We start from the raw sequence: 13,422 nt of genomic DNA on the forward strand, positions 1-13,422 counted from the left end.
ACCGACGCCGCAAAGCCGGTGTTGGACCGGGGTGCGCGCCCTGCTCCTCGCTTTTCTGGGACTGACCCTCGCCGCCTGCGACGCGACGCCAGGCGCGACCGACCGCGTCTTTCAGGCGTCCGGCGAGGTGATCGCCATGAGCGGGGGCGCGGGCGGCGCGGCCAACGCCTGCTTCACCTGTCACGGCCTGAAGGGCGAAGGCGACGGCGTCTCGACGCCGCGCCTCGCCGGTCTGGACCAGGGCTATCTGCAGAAACAGATGGAGGATTACGCCGGCGGCCTGCGTCCCGATGACGTGATGACCCGCGTGGCCAAGGGCCTGGATCAGGACGCGCGCAGGGCCGTCGCTGCCTGGTACGCCGGACTGCCCCCGCCCGCCGTTCAGACTTCAACCGCCTCTCCGCCCCAGATCTGGTTGACCGGCGACACGGCGCGCGGAATCACGGCCTGCGCCGCCTGTCATGGCGTTGAAGGCCAAGGTGCGGGCGAAGGGCAGCCGATAGTCGCCGGGCAGCCCGCCGCCTATACGCTGGAACAGATTGACCGCTGGAAGTCCGGCGAGCGGCGAAACGACCCGCGCGGCGTCATGGCCGCCGCCGTCCAACGGCTGACGGACGACGAAGCCCGCGCCATCGCCGCCTGGCTGTCGACCCAGCCGCCCTCCCCGGTCCGCGCCGAAGCGTCGGTCGCCCGCGCCGCCTCGGTCGCCGCTGCGGCGCGCCCGGCCGCGTCGCGCGAAATCCGCCGCCCCGCTCGTTCCGACGGCGGCTGAACTCCTCGGGAACAGACCACGCACACAGCGATTGGTTGTCTCACGACTAGAACAACCCGGTGGAGGCCGCTGATGCACGCCCACAGCTATCGCAATCTCGCATTCGAACTGCTGATCGACTTCGTCATCATGTATCTGGTGATGTTCACCATGATCGCGACGCTCGATCATTTCCGCTTCAACCTGAACAACGTCTATATGACGCTGATGATGGTCGCGCCCATGGCCGTGGTGATGCTGCTGTCGATGCGCTCGATGTTTCAGAATAGGCGCGCCAATTGGATCATCATCGGGATCGCCGCCTTCGTCTTCGCCGCCAGCTTCTACGCCATGCGCACCCAGGCGGCCATTAACGACCAGGAGCTGATCCGCGGCATGATCCCCCATCATTCCGGGGCGATCCTGATGTGCGGAAAGGCCAAGCTGACCGACCCTGAGCTCATCGCCCTGTGCGACGAAATCATCGTCGCTCAAGAGCGGGAGATCGCCCAGATGCAGGCGATCCTGGACCGACTCTAGACCTGGAAGCGGGTGCGGCCGCGCCGCAGCCTCCGAACGGTCGTCGCGATCCTTTTCTCCAGCGCGCGCCATCGTCGCTGCCATCGCGTGCGGCGCGGCCTCAGTTGAGGCACGACCGGCAGCATGGCGTGGAAGACGTCGTCGCGGTCGATCAGATGGTGCTTCAGCGCGGCCCCTGCATGGATCGGGATCATCAGCAGAAGGGCGATGACGAGGCCCCAGTGCATCCACTCAGCCGCCGCCTCGACCGCCCAGAGCTGACGATTCGACAGATCCTGCATCGGCAGCATCGGCCAGGGTATGAAGCCCGCCGCCGCCAGTTGGGCGTCTCGCGCTGTGGCCGATATCATCGTCCAACCCGACAACGGCAGGCCGAACAGGCAGAGATAGAAGACATAGTGGGTGACGTGGGCGGCCGTGCTTTCCCATCCCGGCTTGTCCGCGTCATTGATCAGATCCGGCGCGACCAGCCGCCAGGTCAGGCGGCCGATCACCAGCAACAGCATCAGCACGCCGACGGCGAAATGGACCTCATAGGCCGCGACCTTCTCGCCGCCGACCGGCAGTCGCCCCATCCACCAGCCCCAGCCCAACTGGAACACGACCAGACCTGCCATGATCCAGTGAAACCAGATGGCCACGGGAGAATAGCGCCCCTCGTCATGATGACCTGCGGCCCACTCCAGCGCCTGGGCGATCAGTCGGTCGATCATGCCGCCGCCTCGCCCGCCGGCTTCAGCAGACCGTGAATCCGCCACAGTGCGGCCAGCAGGTAGGCCGCCGCCGCCGGCGCCCACATGATGAGCCCGGCCGCCTGCTGGTCCTCCAGCGGCGTCATGTTCCAGGCCATGGTGCTGGCGAAATGCGGCGCATAGAGCGGCTGGCCCGCGAACACGATCAAGGCGCCCAGAAGCCCCATCAACAGCATGGCCGCCAGCAGGGCCGCGACGGCCGCATGCCCCCTTGCGCTGCGAACCGCCGCCCAGAACCAGACGGCGCTTCCCAGGATGCTGATCTGCATCAGCCAATAGATTCCGTCATGCGACAGAGCCTGAGCGTAGGGCTCCGGCGCATGCCAGGCCCAAAAGACCACCGCCTGCACCGCCGCCGCCGCCGCCACACGCGGCGGTTTCAACCGAGGCAGGCACAAGGCCAGCAGGGGCGCCGCCGCCAAAACCAACAGCAGGTGATGCAGGGTCCGCGCCATGAACAAGGCGGAGCTCAAGGCGCATAGCGGCGAGATGAAGCCGACCGCCAGCACCGCCATCGCCGCGCTGAAGCGTCCCCTCTGCTGTTCGCGCAGCAGGATCAATCCGGCCGTCGTCGCCGCCGCCATGACAGACAACAGGATCAGATCGCCGTTCCAGCGCCCAAGCGCCTCGGCGGGATCGGGCGCAGGCCCGCAATAGGGTGTCCAGGCGACGTCGACCATCCTGGACCAACGCCTCCACGCCGTGACGGTTCACCGGCGTCCGGTCGCGCACAGAAACGGAACCGCGTTTCTCCGCACGCCGTTTCCCTGCCCTGTTCAGGAACTTGATCCCATGTCCGACACGGTCGCCGATCCCGCCTTCGAACCACCGCCCGAGGCTCGCGCCTTCTATGAGGAGGCCCTGCGTCTGCTGAAGGAGTCCGGCGTGCCATTCCTGCTGTCGGGCACCTACGCCGTCACGGCCTATACGGGCATCCGTCGTCCTACCAAGGATCTGGACGTCTTCTGCAAGCCCGGCGACTACCCCCGGATTCTGGCCTTCTTCCAGGCGCGCGGCTATCGCACCGACGTCGAGGACGAGCGCTGGATCGCCAAGGTCTGGCAGGACGACAAGCATTTCTTCGACGTCATCTTCGCCATGTCGAACGGCACCATCGCCGTGTCCGACAGCTGGTTCGGGCCGGATCGCATCACCGTCTACGGGCATGAGGTGACGATCACCCCGCCGACCGCCCTGATCCTGTCCAAGGCCTTCATCCAGGACCGCTATCGCTACGACGGCGCCGATGTGAACCACGTCATCCTGAAACAGGCCGACGCCATCGACTGGAAGTCGCTTCTGGATCAGATGGACCTCTATTGGGAGGTGCTGATGGCGCATCTGCTCAACTTCCGCTTCGCCTATCCGACCGAGCGCGGCCTGGTGCCGGCGTGGCTGATGACGGAGTTGATCGGCCGCCTGCAGGCCCAGGTCGATCTGCCGGCGCCGCGCGTAAAGGTCTGCCGCGGCCGCCTATTCAGCCCGCGCGACTACATCGCCGACATCTCCGAATGGGGCTTCGGCGACGTGGTGGGCAAGGGCCTGGAGGAACGCCATGACCCCGTCGCCTGAAACCGCCGCCTCCGCCGCTGACGGCCAGACGCCTCAACCGGGCATGGAAGCCGGACCGAAGAAGAAGCTGCGCGTCGCCGCCGTCGGCGACCTGCACGTCGGCGAGACCTCGCATCGCGCCTATCGCGACCTGTTCGACCGGGTGCATGAAGACGCGGACGTGCTGTGCCTGTGCGGCGACCTGGTCAATTTCGGCAAGACGGTCGAGGTGGAGAACCTGCTGGAGGATCTGCGCGCCTGCCGCATCCCCATGGTCGGCGTGCTCGGCAATCACGAGCATGAGTGCGGCCGACCGCAGGAAGTCATCCGCATGCTGACCGAGGCCGGGGTCAAGATGCTGACCGGCGAGGCCTATGAGATCGACGGCGTCGGCTTCGCCGGAGGCAAGGGCTTCGTCGGCGGCTTCGGCCGCTACATGCTCAGCTCCTTCGGCGAGGCCTCGATCAAGACCTTTGTCAATGAGGCGGTTGAGGACGCCAATCTCATCGAAAATTCGATCCGAACGCTGCGGACCGAGCGGAGCGTGGTTCTGCTCCACTACGCCCCGGTGGTGGATACGGTGATCGGCGAGCCGCCGGAGATCCACGCCTTCCTCGGCTCGTCGCGCCTGGCCGAGGTCGTCGATCGCTATGAGAACGTCAAGCTGGTGCTGCACGGCCATGCGCATCGCGGCGCGCCGGAAGGCCGCACGGCGCGCGGCGTCCCGGTCTTCAACGTCGCCCTGCCCGTGCTGCGGACGATGGGCGATACGCCCTATCGCGTATTCGAGGTCTGAAGCTCAGGCGATCCCGGCGCCGCCGGTGACACCCCAGACCTCGCCCGTGACGAAGCTCGCCTCCTGCGAGGCCAGCAGCACGTAGACCGGCGCGATCTCGACCGGCTGACCCGGACGTCCGAAGGCGCTGTGAGCGCCGAATTTCTCGACCTTCTCCTGCGGCTGGCCGCCGCTGGGCTGCAAAACCGTCCAGAAGGGGCCCGGCGCCACGGCGTTCACTCGCACGCCCTTCTCGATCAGCTGCTTCGCCAGGGCCTTGGTGTAGGTGACGATCCCGCCCTTGGTGGTGGCGTAGTCCAACAGGATGTCCGACGGCTCATAAGCCTGGATCGAGGCGGTGGTGATGACCGCCGCGCCCGGCGGCAGATGGGGCGCCGCCGCCTGACACAGCCAGTGCAGGGCGTATAGGTTGGTCTTCAGCGTAGCATCGAAATCCTCGGTCGAGACTTCACCCACGTCCTCGCGAAACTGCTGTCGGCCCGCGTTGACGACCAGGATGTCCAGACCGCCGAAGGCCTCGAGCGTGCGCGCCACCATGGTCGCATTCCACGCTTCGTCACGCACGTCGCCGGGCAAGGCCAGCGCCTTGACGCCTTCGGCCTCAACCAGGGCGATCACCTCGCGCGCGTCGGCCTCCTCTGAGGGAAGATAGGAAATCGCGACATCGGCGCCTTCACGGGCGTAGGCGACAGCGATCGCGCGACCGATGCCGGAATCGGCCCCGGTTATCAGGGCGCGGCGCCCCTTCAACCGCCCATGGCCCCGATAGCTGTCCTCGCCATGATCGGGCTTGGGCTCCATCTTCGCGACCAGACCCGGCGCCGGCTGCGGCTGCCGTGGAAACGGCGGACGCGGATACTGATGGCGAGGATCCTGCATTGTCAGGCGGTCGGACATGACGGCTCCCGTAGACGTGTGAAGGACATGCCCTCCTAAGTCGCCCCCTGTCCGCGCGTTCCCCTCCTGCGGCGGAACGTCGTGTTCAGCCGCGACGTTTTCGACGCACCCGAGCCGGAGAAGCCGCATGCCAGATCCCGTTCCCCAAGCTCTAGCCGTCCCTGAGCCGCGTAAGGGCATGCCCAGCCCGGAACTGGACCGCACAACCTTTGAAACCCGCTTCCGCAGCCGGTTCGCGGACCCCGCCTTCGACCCTCTGCGCGACGAGATCGACCGCCTGGCCGCCGCAGCCTGGGACGGCTACATCGGGGGTCGAAAATCGCCGCTGACACGCCTCGCCGGTCCGAGCTTCGCCGAGCCGGACTATGAACTGGCTCTGGACTGGCTGGACGCTCACGCGGCCCTCCGCGCCGCCGAGGCGCAGCATGACGACGCCGCCGGGCCCTCGCGCATCCTGATCATCAACGCCTCCAGCCGTTCCGAGCACACCTGCCCCGGCGAAATGTCCAAGAGTTGGCGGCTGGTCCAGATCGCCCGCGAGGTGGTTGAGAGGCGCGCGGGCATGGCGGCAGAAATCCTCGACCTGTCGCGGTTGGCGTCGGAATACGGCCGGGAAATTCATCCCTGCAAGGCCTGCTTCTCCACAGCAGCGGCCCTCTGCCATTGGCCGTGCAGCTGCTATCCCAACTACAGCCTGGGCCAGGTCCACGACTGGATGAACGACATCTATCCGATGTGGGTCCGCGCGCACGGCGTCCTGATCGTCACCCCGGTCAACTGGTATCACGCCTCCAGCCCTTTCAAGCTGATGATGGACCGGCTGGTCTGCGCCGACGGCGGAAATCCAGATCCCACGACGACGCACGGCAAGACCGTCGCCCTGGCCAAGGCGCTTGAACTGGCCGACTGGCCCTATCCCCGTCACCTGGCGGGTCGGCGTTTCGCCCTAGTCGTCCATGGCGATGTAGAAGGCGCGGAAAACGTGCGCCGCTCCCTGTCCGACTGGCTGGTCTCGATGAAGCTGTCGCCCGCCGGCGCCGACGCGGAGATCGACCGCTACATCGGCTATTGGGAGCCCTACGCCACCAGCCACGACGCCCTCGACCGCGACCGGGCCGTTCAGGATGAGGTGCGGCTGGCGGCGGACGAGCTGGCGAGGGCTGTTCTGGCCTGGCGCAACGACGCCTCGAAGCCCCCTGAGCCAGCTCCCGAACCGCCGCGCCAGAAATAGAGAGCCGACCGGGGCCGTATGGAACAGGCACCGCTCCTCTTCCTTCTCCTTCCAGTACGAAAGGAGTTCGCCCTTGCCTCTCGCGAACAAGGAAAAGCCCCCGATCCTGCGACGCCCCAGACGGCTGCTGATCCTTGCCGGCGTCCTCTTGGTCCTGTTGTTCATCGTCTATCTGGCCGCGGCGGCGACCGGCTTTCTCCGCACCGAAACCAAGGTTCCTGATCCACGAATGACGGGAGCCGAGGCGCCGCTGGAGCGTGTCATGTGACGGCGTGTTCAGGCTTGAGCGTTTGGAACACCCCCGCGCCCCGCCGCTTAACTTCCTGTCACAGGGAGGAAAAAGACATGACCGATCGCCCTCGTCGCCCACCGCGCCCCCTCACCCTGGGAGGCCGACATGCGTTTCTATGAAGTCGTGGTCGGCAGCGACAGCGGCCCTCAGCGACGCCTGCGGGTCGCTTCGCCCACCGATGTCCAGGCCGCCGACGCCGCCGCGCCCCTGATGCGCGCGCAGGAGGCCATTCTATCAATCCGCGAAACGCCGGACGACGGCCTGCAGCAGGTCGATGCGCCTCCGCCTCAGACCCAGGCTCAAGAATTGGCGCCCGTCACCCCCGGCGTGGCCGCCAAGCCCTGATCTTACCCAAGGAGTTCAAATGATGATGAAGCAAACCGTCGCCGTTCTGGCCGTATCAGCCGCCGCCCTCACCCTCGCCGCCTGCAACCAGCAGCAAGGTTCCGAGGCCGTCGATAAGGCGCAGGACGCCGTTTCCGAACCGGTCGGTCAGACCTCGGCCGCGACCATGGGCGCCAATATGGTCAGCGCCTATGTACCCAACGCCGCCATGGGCGACATGTACGAGATCCAGGCCGCCGACATCGCCATGGAGCGATCGAAGAACGCCCAGGTCAAGGAACTGGCCCAGATGATCAAGACCGACCACGCGGCCGCCTCCACCGCCCTGAGGGCCGCCGCCGGACAGGCTGCGCCGGACACGACCTTGCCGACCGAGCTGGATCAGCGCCGCAAGGGCCTGATCGACAACCTGCGCTCAGCCTCGACTGCGGACTTCGATAAGATCTACGTCGATCAACAGGTCGCCGCCCATGAGGAGGCCGTCACCCTTCACCGCGGCTTCTCCGACAAGGCGGACGTTCCCGCCTTGGCGGAACATGCGCGCAACGTCCTGCCCAAGATCGAAGCCCACCTTGAGCGGGCCAAGCAGTTGCAGGCCGGCTTGGGCCGCTGACGCCGGGCCTTGGCGGACAACGCTATCAGGGGCGGACGACAGTCCGCCCCTTCTTCCTATTCGGCAGCGGGCTTTCGCACCGCATAAGGCGGGTCCAGATGAATGCTCGCGTGGCCGTGACGACGCAGATGGCTGGCGTCGATCTCCTCAATCAGCGCCGCGCCGCGTTGGTGATCGACCAATTCCAGCAGAGCGTCGATCTTGGCCTCCATCCGGTCGTCGTTCTCCTTGGACGACGGCGAGCCGACATAGAGAAAGTAGGCCAGCCCCACGACCTGCCAGATCAGTTGCAGGAACTCGGACTGCCAGTTCTCGAAGGTGTCCCGCCCCATCTCCATCAGATAGGGCGTCAGTTGCGCCGCCTGTCCGTGGTCGCGGGCCTCGTTCACATAGGCGGCCCAGCCGAAGCCCCAATGCAAGACGATGGAAATGGTGAAGAAGGCCAGAGTGATCCAGCCATAGGCGTACTTCTTCATGTCGCGCTCCAACACTCTGAAATCGGCAGAAGAGCTCGTGGGCCTGTGCGTTCCGTGGCGCTCAGCCCTGTCCATATCCGAACACTAGGAACGCGCTTGTGCGCCCGCCGCTTCGCAGGCTCCCCATTCTTTTTCAGGAGAGCCCCATGCCCGAGAAAACGCTGCAAACCCTCTTCCACGACACCTTGCGCGACATCTATTACGCCGAGCGCAAGATCCTGAAGTCCCTCCCGAAAATGGCGCGCGCCGCCCAGTCGCCCGACCTCAAGGCGGCCTTTGAAAAGCACCGCGAGCAGACTGAAGGCCAGATCGAACGCCTGCAGCAGGTGTTCGAGATCATCGGCAAGCCCGCGCGCGGCAAGACCTGCGACGCCATCGAAGGCATCCTGGCCGAAGGCGACGAAATCGCCGAGGAGTACAAGGACACGGCAGCGCTCGACGCCGGTCTGCTGGCCGCCGCCCAGGCGGTCGAACATTATGAGATCACCCGCTATGGCACGCTCAAGCGCTGGGCCGAGGTGATGGGACTGAAGGACGCCGTCAAACTGCTGGACGAGACGCTTCAGGAAGAAAGCCAGACGGACGAGGATCTGACGGCCATCGCCGACGCCGCAATCAACGCCGAGGCGTTGCAGCCCGCCGCCTGAGCTCCATTCGGCCCTGCCGCCTGATCAGCGGCGGGGCCGTAACCCTGCGCTAAACCGGCAGTCGCTCCAGCCGCAGATAGGAGGGATTGAACTCGGCCGCGCTCGCCAGACGATCCCACTCGAGAATACGAACTTCCGATCCGGTCCACTCCAGCCAGCTCGCCTCGCGCATGACCTTCAGCGTACGGTTCACGTGCACGGCGGACATGCCGAGCAGATCCGCAATCTCCGCCTGGATAATGGGAAAACGAAAGACGCCGTCGCGCGCCAGGCCCACGGCTTCCAGGCGCGCGTAGATTTCACAGACCAACAGGGCGGTCCGCTCCAGCGCCTCCTGTCGACCTAGGGCCAGCAGCCATTCACGGTGCATGGCGGCGTCCACCACCGTCTCCAGCCATAACAAGCGCGTCAAATGCGGGTGCTCTTCCGTCAGGTTGCGCAGGCGTTCATGCGGAGCCTCGGCGATGAGACAGTCGGACAGCGCACGCACGCCATGGTCGACGCGCTTCAGAACAAAGCCGTGCAGGTCGATGAAGTCTCCGGGAAGATTGATCTGGGTGTACTGCCGCCGTCCGTCGCTCAGATCGCGATAGCGCGCGCAGAAGCCGTCGATGACGAGGCTGGAATGATCGACCAAAGCATCCTGAGTGACGATGTCGCTGCCGGCGGGCTTCAACACGACATGGGTCAGCACGCTCCTGAGCGCCTGCCTTTCGCCATCCGTAATGACGTCGCGTCGTTGCAGCTTGTTTTCCAGCAAACGGCTGTGGTCGTGCATTGTGGTTCCCTGAGGCCTGGCGCGACCACAACGCCGGATCTTCGCGAATGTTGCCGTCGGCTCGAACAGCCGAGGTTCCACAGCGCCTCAAAGGCGACACAATGAACCCATCAGGGCGCAACCGCATTGCCTTCCCGTAACAGGGGAGTTTGTACCATGAATAGAACACCAGTCATCGAGCGGGCCTTCGAACTCGCGCGCAGCGGCCGCTTCCGCATACCCAGCGAAGTCCGCAAGGCCTTGATCTCGGATCGTTATACCCAGGCCGAACTTTTTCAGCTTGAGGGCAAGGCCACGTGGCGCCAACTGCGCACCCTCTGCTCGGATTCCTATTACCGCGCATGACGGCTTCCGCTCCCGGCGCCGCAAGCGTCACCGTCAAGCTCTTGGACTAACCTATGTAAAGAACGAAACACCCTCGGCCGTGCTGTTGGTCAGAGGGATGAAGAATCAGTCTTATCAAGATGATGTAGACATAGCCGCGGCGTCGCTGGAGCGGATGCTGTCCAGCTTCGCCGTGCTGTCGCCTGGCGACATCGAACGCATCCGTAGCTGGTTTCACGGTCCTGCCATGGTTCACCCGCCCGGCGGCGCCGTTTCCCTTCATCCGGAACGCAAGGACGCCCGTGTGGTGGCGCGCGGCTGGATCGCCCGCGGCGCCATGCTGGAAGACGGCCGTCGCCAGATCGTCGGTCTCAGCCTGCCCGGCGACGTCATCCTGGCCGCCGACGTCGTGGACGCCGACATGGCGGTCTGGGCCCTGACCGACGCCTCCACCCTTGACGCCTCCCTGCTGTGGGCCGCGATTTCCGAAGGCGTAGACGTCAGCCCGCGTCTTCTGGAAGCCTGGCGGAATTTCCGCTCGGCGGAGCGCCTGCGGCTGGCGCGGCATGTCATTCGGCTGGGTCGGCTCAGCGCCTATGAGCGAACGGCGCATCTTCTGCTGGAGCTGTACGAGCGGCAAAGCCGTCTCGGCGCGGCGGAACCCGGCGTCCTTCACCTGCCTCTCACCCAGGACATGCTCGCAGACATCCTGGGCCTCAGCGCCGTGCACATGAACCGGACGCTGCAGCAACTTCGGCGAGCAGGCCTGGTCGACTACCGGACGGGACGGGCCGTCCTGCCTGACCTGCAGGGCCTGACCTTGGCCGCAGGCCTCAGCATCGCCGACGATCTCGCGGATGCGCCGCCCAGCCGCGACTAACCCATGTGAGTGGCGATCTGCGGCAACCATGGCAGGGCTTCTGGTCAGGAGGCCCCATGCCTGCAGATTCCGCCGCCATTCTATCCCCGTCCGCCTCACCTCACGGCCGCCCCCGGCCCAGCATCCGTGATCACCCGGTCTATCGCGTCCTGCCGCCGGATGCCCAGCAGCGCCTGACCGCCGAGGGAACAGAGGTTGATCTCCCAGGCGACGCGCAGCCTCCTCTGGACAGGGAGCATCTCTGGTTCGTCCTGTCCGGGGTTCTCGGCGCCTTTCCAACCGGCAGTGAAGTCTGTGTCGCACCTATCGTATCGGGCGCCGTCTACGGTTGGGATCACGCTCTGGGCTCTAGCGGCAGCCGCGCCGACGTGCGGCCGCTGCTGGATGTTCGGCTGTTCCGCGTTCCCGCCGCCGCCGCCCGCGAGGCGCTCGGCCATGATTGGCTATCGCGCTTCATCGCCCTTCAGGCGGTTCAACGCCTGACTCTTCTGGAACAGGAAGCCGCCTGCAACGCCTCCCATCGCGTGTCGGAACGTCTGGCGAAGTGGCTGCTTCGTCTGCACCATGGCGGCAACGGCGCGCCGCTTCGCCTGAAGCAGGCCCAGCTAGCCGCCATGCTCGGCGTCCAGAGAACCAGCATCAACGCCGCCGCCAGCAACCTGCAAGCGATGGGCGCGGTGCGCTTCAGCCGCGGCAAGGCGTCGATTCTGGACGCGGGAAGTCTCTCCGACCTTTCATGCCGGTGCGGCGCGATGCACTGAGAGCACGGCCGCACGCAGAAGGGAGCCGGAGGCAGGGCCTGGCGTTGCCTAGACTTAGACCCAGCAAGGGCCGCGACGATGTCGACAAACGTGACCAATCCGCCGCCTTCCGGCGGACTCGTCTGGTCCAGCAACGAGAGCCCAGGCCTTACGCGCCGCCGGAGCGGGAGAGGCTTTTGCTATCGTGATCCAAAGGGGCGCCTGATCCGTGAGCGGAGCATCCTGATGCGGATCGACGCCCTAGCCATTCCGCCGGCGTGGCAGGACGTCTGGATTTGTCCCGACCCAAACGGCCATATCCAGGCGACTGGGCGCGATGCGCGCGGTCGCAAGCAGTACCGCTATCATGCCGACTGGACGGCCCGCGCCGCCTCGCACAAATTTGCGCGTTTGCCAGATTTCGCCCGACGCCTGCCGCGACTGCACGACCGGGTGGAGAACGACCTTTCGCGACGTGGGCCGTGCAAGGAAAAGGTGCTGGCCTCGGCGGTTCGTTTGCTGGAAATCACCCTCATCCGCGTCGGCAACGCCGCCTATGCCCGCCAGAATCGTAGTTTCGGCCTGACGACCCTGCGCAAGCGGCACTTGGAGGTCGACGGCTCGACCCTGACCTTCGAGTTCAGGGGCAAGAGCGGCAAGGAACACCGGGTCAAGGTCAGCGACCGTCGACTGGCGCGCGTCATGCGCGGCCTGGAAGGCCTCCCGGGCCAGCATCTGTTCAAATACCGCGACGCAGAGGGCGAGCTGTGGGCGATCAGTTCAGACGACGTGAACGCCTATATCCGCGAGGCCGTGGGCGATCAGTTCTCCGCCAAGGACTTCCGCACCTGGGCGGCCACCGTCGCCGCCGCCCGCGCCTTCTACGAAATGGCCCCGCCCACGTCCCAGACCGAGGCGCGGCGAAACATCTCGACCTGCATGAAGGCGGTCGCGAGCCTGCTGGGCAACACGCCGACGGTCTGTCGGGCGTCCTATGTCCATCCGCGCGTGATTGAGCTTTATGAATCCGGAACCATCACGACCTGTCTGCCGGATCCAAACGCCCAGAGTTTCGATTCAAGGCTGGCGCGACTGCTGAGCGAACCTGCCTAGGCCCACATCTCGAGCACCTCGTCGCACTCCGCCGTCTCGATCTGCTGGCCGAAGCGGTCATGATAGAGAGCCAACAAGGCGTCGTGCGACTGGTCCGAGGAACTGCACAGGGCGTCCGAAACCACCACCACGCGAAAGCCCATATCCACGGCGCCGAGGACAGTCGCCAGCACGCACATATCGGTCTCGGCGCCCGTCACCACCAGGGTATCGACCCGGCTGGCCATCAGAGCCGACGCCAGACCCGTGTTGAGCCAGGGGGAATAGCGGGACTTGTCCAACACCCTGGCGGGCGGGGTGAAGACCTGCAGTTCGGGCAGAAGCTCCACACGTTCTTCACCCAGATTCTCAAGCGTCATCGACGCCCATCGCCGCCAGTACCGCCTCCACGTCCCCTCCCCCTCTCTCGGCGAACGGGCGGGGATGAACCGGGTGAAACAGGTGCGTTCGGCCTTGCGCTCGCACAGACGCACGACGACTGGCAGGACACGCGCCATCCACGGCGTGCGCCATGCCGTGTCCTCCGCGAATAGTCTTTGCATGTCCACGCACAGATGGACGGCGTTTGCGGCTATGGGGCCGAAATGGATACCGGAAACCATACCGGCCCAAAGCGCAGTGATCTGCTCCCCGAAAACTGGATCACCGGACGTTAGAGTTTTCCGCTGAGATTTCCCTGGCTGGGAAGGAGCGGAA

The 13,422-nt window shown here is 65.7% G+C and carries 19 protein-coding genes; 13 read left to right on the forward strand and 6 right to left on the reverse strand.

The annotated features are described in order from the left end of the window. The first annotated feature begins 31 nt into the window (after positions 1 to 31). Entirely contained in the window at positions 32 to 772 is a 741-nt protein-coding gene (locus EGK63_RS12010; protein ID WP_125901676.1) for a c-type cytochrome, read from the forward strand. A 72-nt stretch (positions 773 to 844) separates the two neighbouring features. Beyond that, entirely contained in the window at positions 845 to 1,291 is a 447-nt protein-coding gene (locus EGK63_RS12015; RefSeq protein ID WP_125901677.1) for a DUF305 domain-containing protein, read from the forward strand. Here the strand turns inward: EGK63_RS12015 and EGK63_RS12020 are convergent. Together EGK63_RS12020 and EGK63_RS12025 are read right to left on the reverse strand one after the other, a co-directional pair. Continuing rightward, positions 1,288 to 2,004, reverse strand: coding sequence for a cytochrome b (locus EGK63_RS12020; RefSeq protein WP_125901678.1), 717 nt, complete (start codon positions 2,002 to 2,004; stop codon positions 1,288 to 1,290). The two genes, EGK63_RS12015 and EGK63_RS12020, sit on opposite strands and share 4 nt — an antisense overlap. After that, positions 2,001 to 2,723: a cytochrome c oxidase assembly protein gene (locus tag EGK63_RS12025; RefSeq protein WP_125901679.1), complete on the reverse strand. Its 723-nt coding sequence runs from the start codon at positions 2,721 to 2,723 to the stop codon at positions 2,001 to 2,003. The genes EGK63_RS12020 and EGK63_RS12025 overlap by 4 nt, the downstream gene beginning before the upstream one ends. A gap of 112 nt (positions 2,724 to 2,835) precedes the next feature. Here EGK63_RS12025 and EGK63_RS12030 point away from each other — a divergent pair, with 112 nt between their 5' ends. Together EGK63_RS12030 and EGK63_RS12035 are read left to right on the forward strand one after the other, a co-directional pair. After that, entirely contained in the window at positions 2,836 to 3,615 is a 780-nt protein-coding gene (locus tag EGK63_RS12030; RefSeq protein ID WP_125901680.1) for a nucleotidyltransferase family protein, read from the forward strand. Beyond that, positions 3,599 to 4,390 carry a metallophosphoesterase gene (locus tag EGK63_RS12035; protein ID WP_207896374.1) on the forward strand — a complete coding sequence of 264 codons (792 nt, stop codon included), beginning with the start codon at positions 3,599 to 3,601 and terminating at the stop codon, positions 4,388 to 4,390. Before EGK63_RS12030 ends, EGK63_RS12035 begins: the two co-directional genes overlap by 17 nt. A gap of 3 nt (positions 4,391 to 4,393) precedes the next feature. Here EGK63_RS12035 and EGK63_RS12040 read toward each other — a convergent pair whose 3' ends face one another. After that, positions 4,394 to 5,287 carry an SDR family oxidoreductase gene (locus EGK63_RS12040; protein WP_125901681.1) on the reverse strand — a complete coding sequence of 298 codons (894 nt, stop codon included), beginning with the start codon at positions 5,285 to 5,287 and terminating at the stop codon, positions 4,394 to 4,396. A 127-nt stretch (positions 5,288 to 5,414) separates the two neighbouring features. Here EGK63_RS12040 and EGK63_RS12045 point away from each other — a divergent pair, with 127 nt between their 5' ends. From EGK63_RS12045 to EGK63_RS12060, 4 genes are all read left to right on the forward strand, one after another. Further along, on the forward strand, positions 5,415 to 6,518 hold the full coding sequence (locus tag EGK63_RS12045) for a flavodoxin family protein (protein WP_243637673.1): 1,104 nt from the start codon (positions 5,415 to 5,417) through the stop codon (positions 6,516 to 6,518). Positions 6,519 to 6,591: 73 nt separating this feature from the next. Continuing rightward, the gene (locus tag EGK63_RS12050; RefSeq protein ID WP_125901682.1) at positions 6,592 to 6,786 is read left to right on the forward strand and encodes a hypothetical protein; all 195 of its coding nucleotides are present in this window, start codon (positions 6,592 to 6,594) and stop codon (positions 6,784 to 6,786) included. 129 nt (positions 6,787 to 6,915) lie between these two features. Then, positions 6,916 to 7,155, forward strand: a complete 240-nt coding sequence (locus tag EGK63_RS12055; protein ID WP_125901683.1) for a hypothetical protein — start codon at positions 6,916 to 6,918, stop codon at positions 7,153 to 7,155. A 19-nt stretch (positions 7,156 to 7,174) separates the two neighbouring features. Further along, positions 7,175 to 7,768, forward strand: a complete 594-nt coding sequence (locus EGK63_RS12060) for a DUF4142 domain-containing protein (RefSeq protein WP_125901684.1) — start codon at positions 7,175 to 7,177, stop codon at positions 7,766 to 7,768. Between the two features lie 56 nt (positions 7,769 to 7,824). On the opposite strand, the gene EGK63_RS12065 is transcribed toward EGK63_RS12060, so the two are convergent. Continuing rightward, on the reverse strand, positions 7,825 to 8,244 hold the full coding sequence (locus EGK63_RS12065; RefSeq protein ID WP_125901685.1) for a DUF6766 family protein: 420 nt from the start codon (positions 8,242 to 8,244) through the stop codon (positions 7,825 to 7,827). Between the two features lie 146 nt (positions 8,245 to 8,390). On the opposite strand from EGK63_RS12065, the gene EGK63_RS12070 reads away from it, so the two are divergent. Further along, on the forward strand, positions 8,391 to 8,891 hold the full coding sequence (locus EGK63_RS12070) for a ferritin-like domain-containing protein (protein ID WP_125901686.1): 501 nt from the start codon (positions 8,391 to 8,393) through the stop codon (positions 8,889 to 8,891). A 49-nt stretch (positions 8,892 to 8,940) separates the two neighbouring features. Here EGK63_RS12070 and EGK63_RS12075 read toward each other — a convergent pair whose 3' ends face one another. Beyond that, complete coding sequence (locus tag EGK63_RS12075) at positions 8,941 to 9,669, reverse strand: Crp/Fnr family transcriptional regulator (RefSeq protein ID WP_125901687.1); 729 nt, start codon at positions 9,667 to 9,669, stop codon at positions 8,941 to 8,943. 156 nt (positions 9,670 to 9,825) lie between these two features. Between EGK63_RS12075 and EGK63_RS12080 the strand changes: the two genes are divergently transcribed. From EGK63_RS12080 to EGK63_RS12095, 4 genes are all read left to right on the forward strand, one after another. Next, the gene (locus EGK63_RS12080; RefSeq protein WP_087141298.1) at positions 9,826 to 10,014 is read left to right on the forward strand and encodes a hypothetical protein; all 189 of its coding nucleotides are present in this window, start codon (positions 9,826 to 9,828) and stop codon (positions 10,012 to 10,014) included. Between the two features lie 97 nt (positions 10,015 to 10,111). After that, positions 10,112 to 10,873: a Crp/Fnr family transcriptional regulator gene (locus EGK63_RS12085; RefSeq protein WP_125901688.1), complete on the forward strand. Its 762-nt coding sequence runs from the start codon at positions 10,112 to 10,114 to the stop codon at positions 10,871 to 10,873. Between the two features lie 56 nt (positions 10,874 to 10,929). Then, the gene (locus tag EGK63_RS12090; RefSeq protein ID WP_125901689.1) at positions 10,930 to 11,634 is read left to right on the forward strand and encodes a Crp/Fnr family transcriptional regulator; all 705 of its coding nucleotides are present in this window, start codon (positions 10,930 to 10,932) and stop codon (positions 11,632 to 11,634) included. 78 nt (positions 11,635 to 11,712) lie between these two features. Next, positions 11,713 to 12,726: a DNA topoisomerase IB gene (locus EGK63_RS12095; RefSeq protein WP_125901690.1), complete on the forward strand. Its 1,014-nt coding sequence runs from the start codon at positions 11,713 to 11,715 to the stop codon at positions 12,724 to 12,726. Here the strand turns inward: EGK63_RS12095 and EGK63_RS12100 are convergent. Further along, the gene (locus tag EGK63_RS12100; RefSeq protein ID WP_125901691.1) at positions 12,723 to 13,328 is read right to left on the reverse strand and encodes a cysteine hydrolase family protein; all 606 of its coding nucleotides are present in this window, start codon (positions 13,326 to 13,328) and stop codon (positions 12,723 to 12,725) included. The two genes, EGK63_RS12095 and EGK63_RS12100, sit on opposite strands and share 4 nt — an antisense overlap. Positions 13,329 to 13,422 lie beyond the last annotated feature (94 nt).

Origin of the sequence: Brevundimonas sp. 357 (assembly GCF_003938605.1) — a bacterium.
In the GTDB taxonomy this organism is placed as follows: domain Bacteria; phylum Pseudomonadota; class Alphaproteobacteria; order Caulobacterales; family Caulobacteraceae; genus Brevundimonas.

Bases quoted from the DNA above. Each gene is read 5' to 3' on its own strand.
- EGK63_RS12020 (WP_125901678.1), bottom strand. From the start codon at position 2,004: ATGATCGACCGACTGATCGCCCAGGCGCTGGAGTGGGCCGCAGGTCAT.
- EGK63_RS12080 (WP_087141298.1), top strand. From the start codon at position 9,826: ATGAATAGAACACCAGTCATCGAGCGGGCCTTCGAACTCGCGCGCAGC.
- EGK63_RS12040 (WP_125901681.1), bottom strand. From the start codon at position 5,287: ATGTCCGACCGCCTGACAATGCAGGATCCTCGCCATCAGTATCCGCGT.
- EGK63_RS12095 (WP_125901690.1), top strand. From the start codon at position 11,713: ATGTCGACAAACGTGACCAATCCGCCGCCTTCCGGCGGACTCGTCTGG.
- EGK63_RS12015 (WP_125901677.1), top strand. From the start codon at position 845: ATGCACGCCCACAGCTATCGCAATCTCGCATTCGAACTGCTGATCGAC.
- EGK63_RS12065 (WP_125901685.1), bottom strand. From the start codon at position 8,244: ATGAAGAAGTACGCCTATGGCTGGATCACTCTGGCCTTCTTCACCATT.
- EGK63_RS12075 (WP_125901687.1), bottom strand. From the start codon at position 9,669: ATGCACGACCACAGCCGTTTGCTGGAAAACAAGCTGCAACGACGCGAC.
- EGK63_RS12085 (WP_125901688.1), top strand. From the start codon at position 10,112: ATGAAGAATCAGTCTTATCAAGATGATGTAGACATAGCCGCGGCGTCG.
- EGK63_RS12055 (WP_125901683.1), top strand. From the start codon at position 6,916: ATGCGTTTCTATGAAGTCGTGGTCGGCAGCGACAGCGGCCCTCAGCGA.
- EGK63_RS12045 (WP_243637673.1), top strand. From the start codon at position 5,415: ATGCCAGATCCCGTTCCCCAAGCTCTAGCCGTCCCTGAGCCGCGTAAG.
- EGK63_RS12100 (WP_125901691.1), bottom strand. From the start codon at position 13,328: ATGGTTTCCGGTATCCATTTCGGCCCCATAGCCGCAAACGCCGTCCAT.
- EGK63_RS12060 (WP_125901684.1), top strand. From the start codon at position 7,175: ATGATGATGAAGCAAACCGTCGCCGTTCTGGCCGTATCAGCCGCCGCC.
- EGK63_RS12025 (WP_125901679.1), bottom strand. From the start codon at position 2,723: ATGGTCGACGTCGCCTGGACACCCTATTGCGGGCCTGCGCCCGATCCC.
- EGK63_RS12030 (WP_125901680.1), top strand. From the start codon at position 2,836: ATGTCCGACACGGTCGCCGATCCCGCCTTCGAACCACCGCCCGAGGCT.
- EGK63_RS12070 (WP_125901686.1), top strand. From the start codon at position 8,391: ATGCCCGAGAAAACGCTGCAAACCCTCTTCCACGACACCTTGCGCGAC.
- EGK63_RS12090 (WP_125901689.1), top strand. From the start codon at position 10,930: ATGCCTGCAGATTCCGCCGCCATTCTATCCCCGTCCGCCTCACCTCAC.
- EGK63_RS12035 (WP_207896374.1), top strand. From the start codon at position 3,599: ATGACCCCGTCGCCTGAAACCGCCGCCTCCGCCGCTGACGGCCAGACG.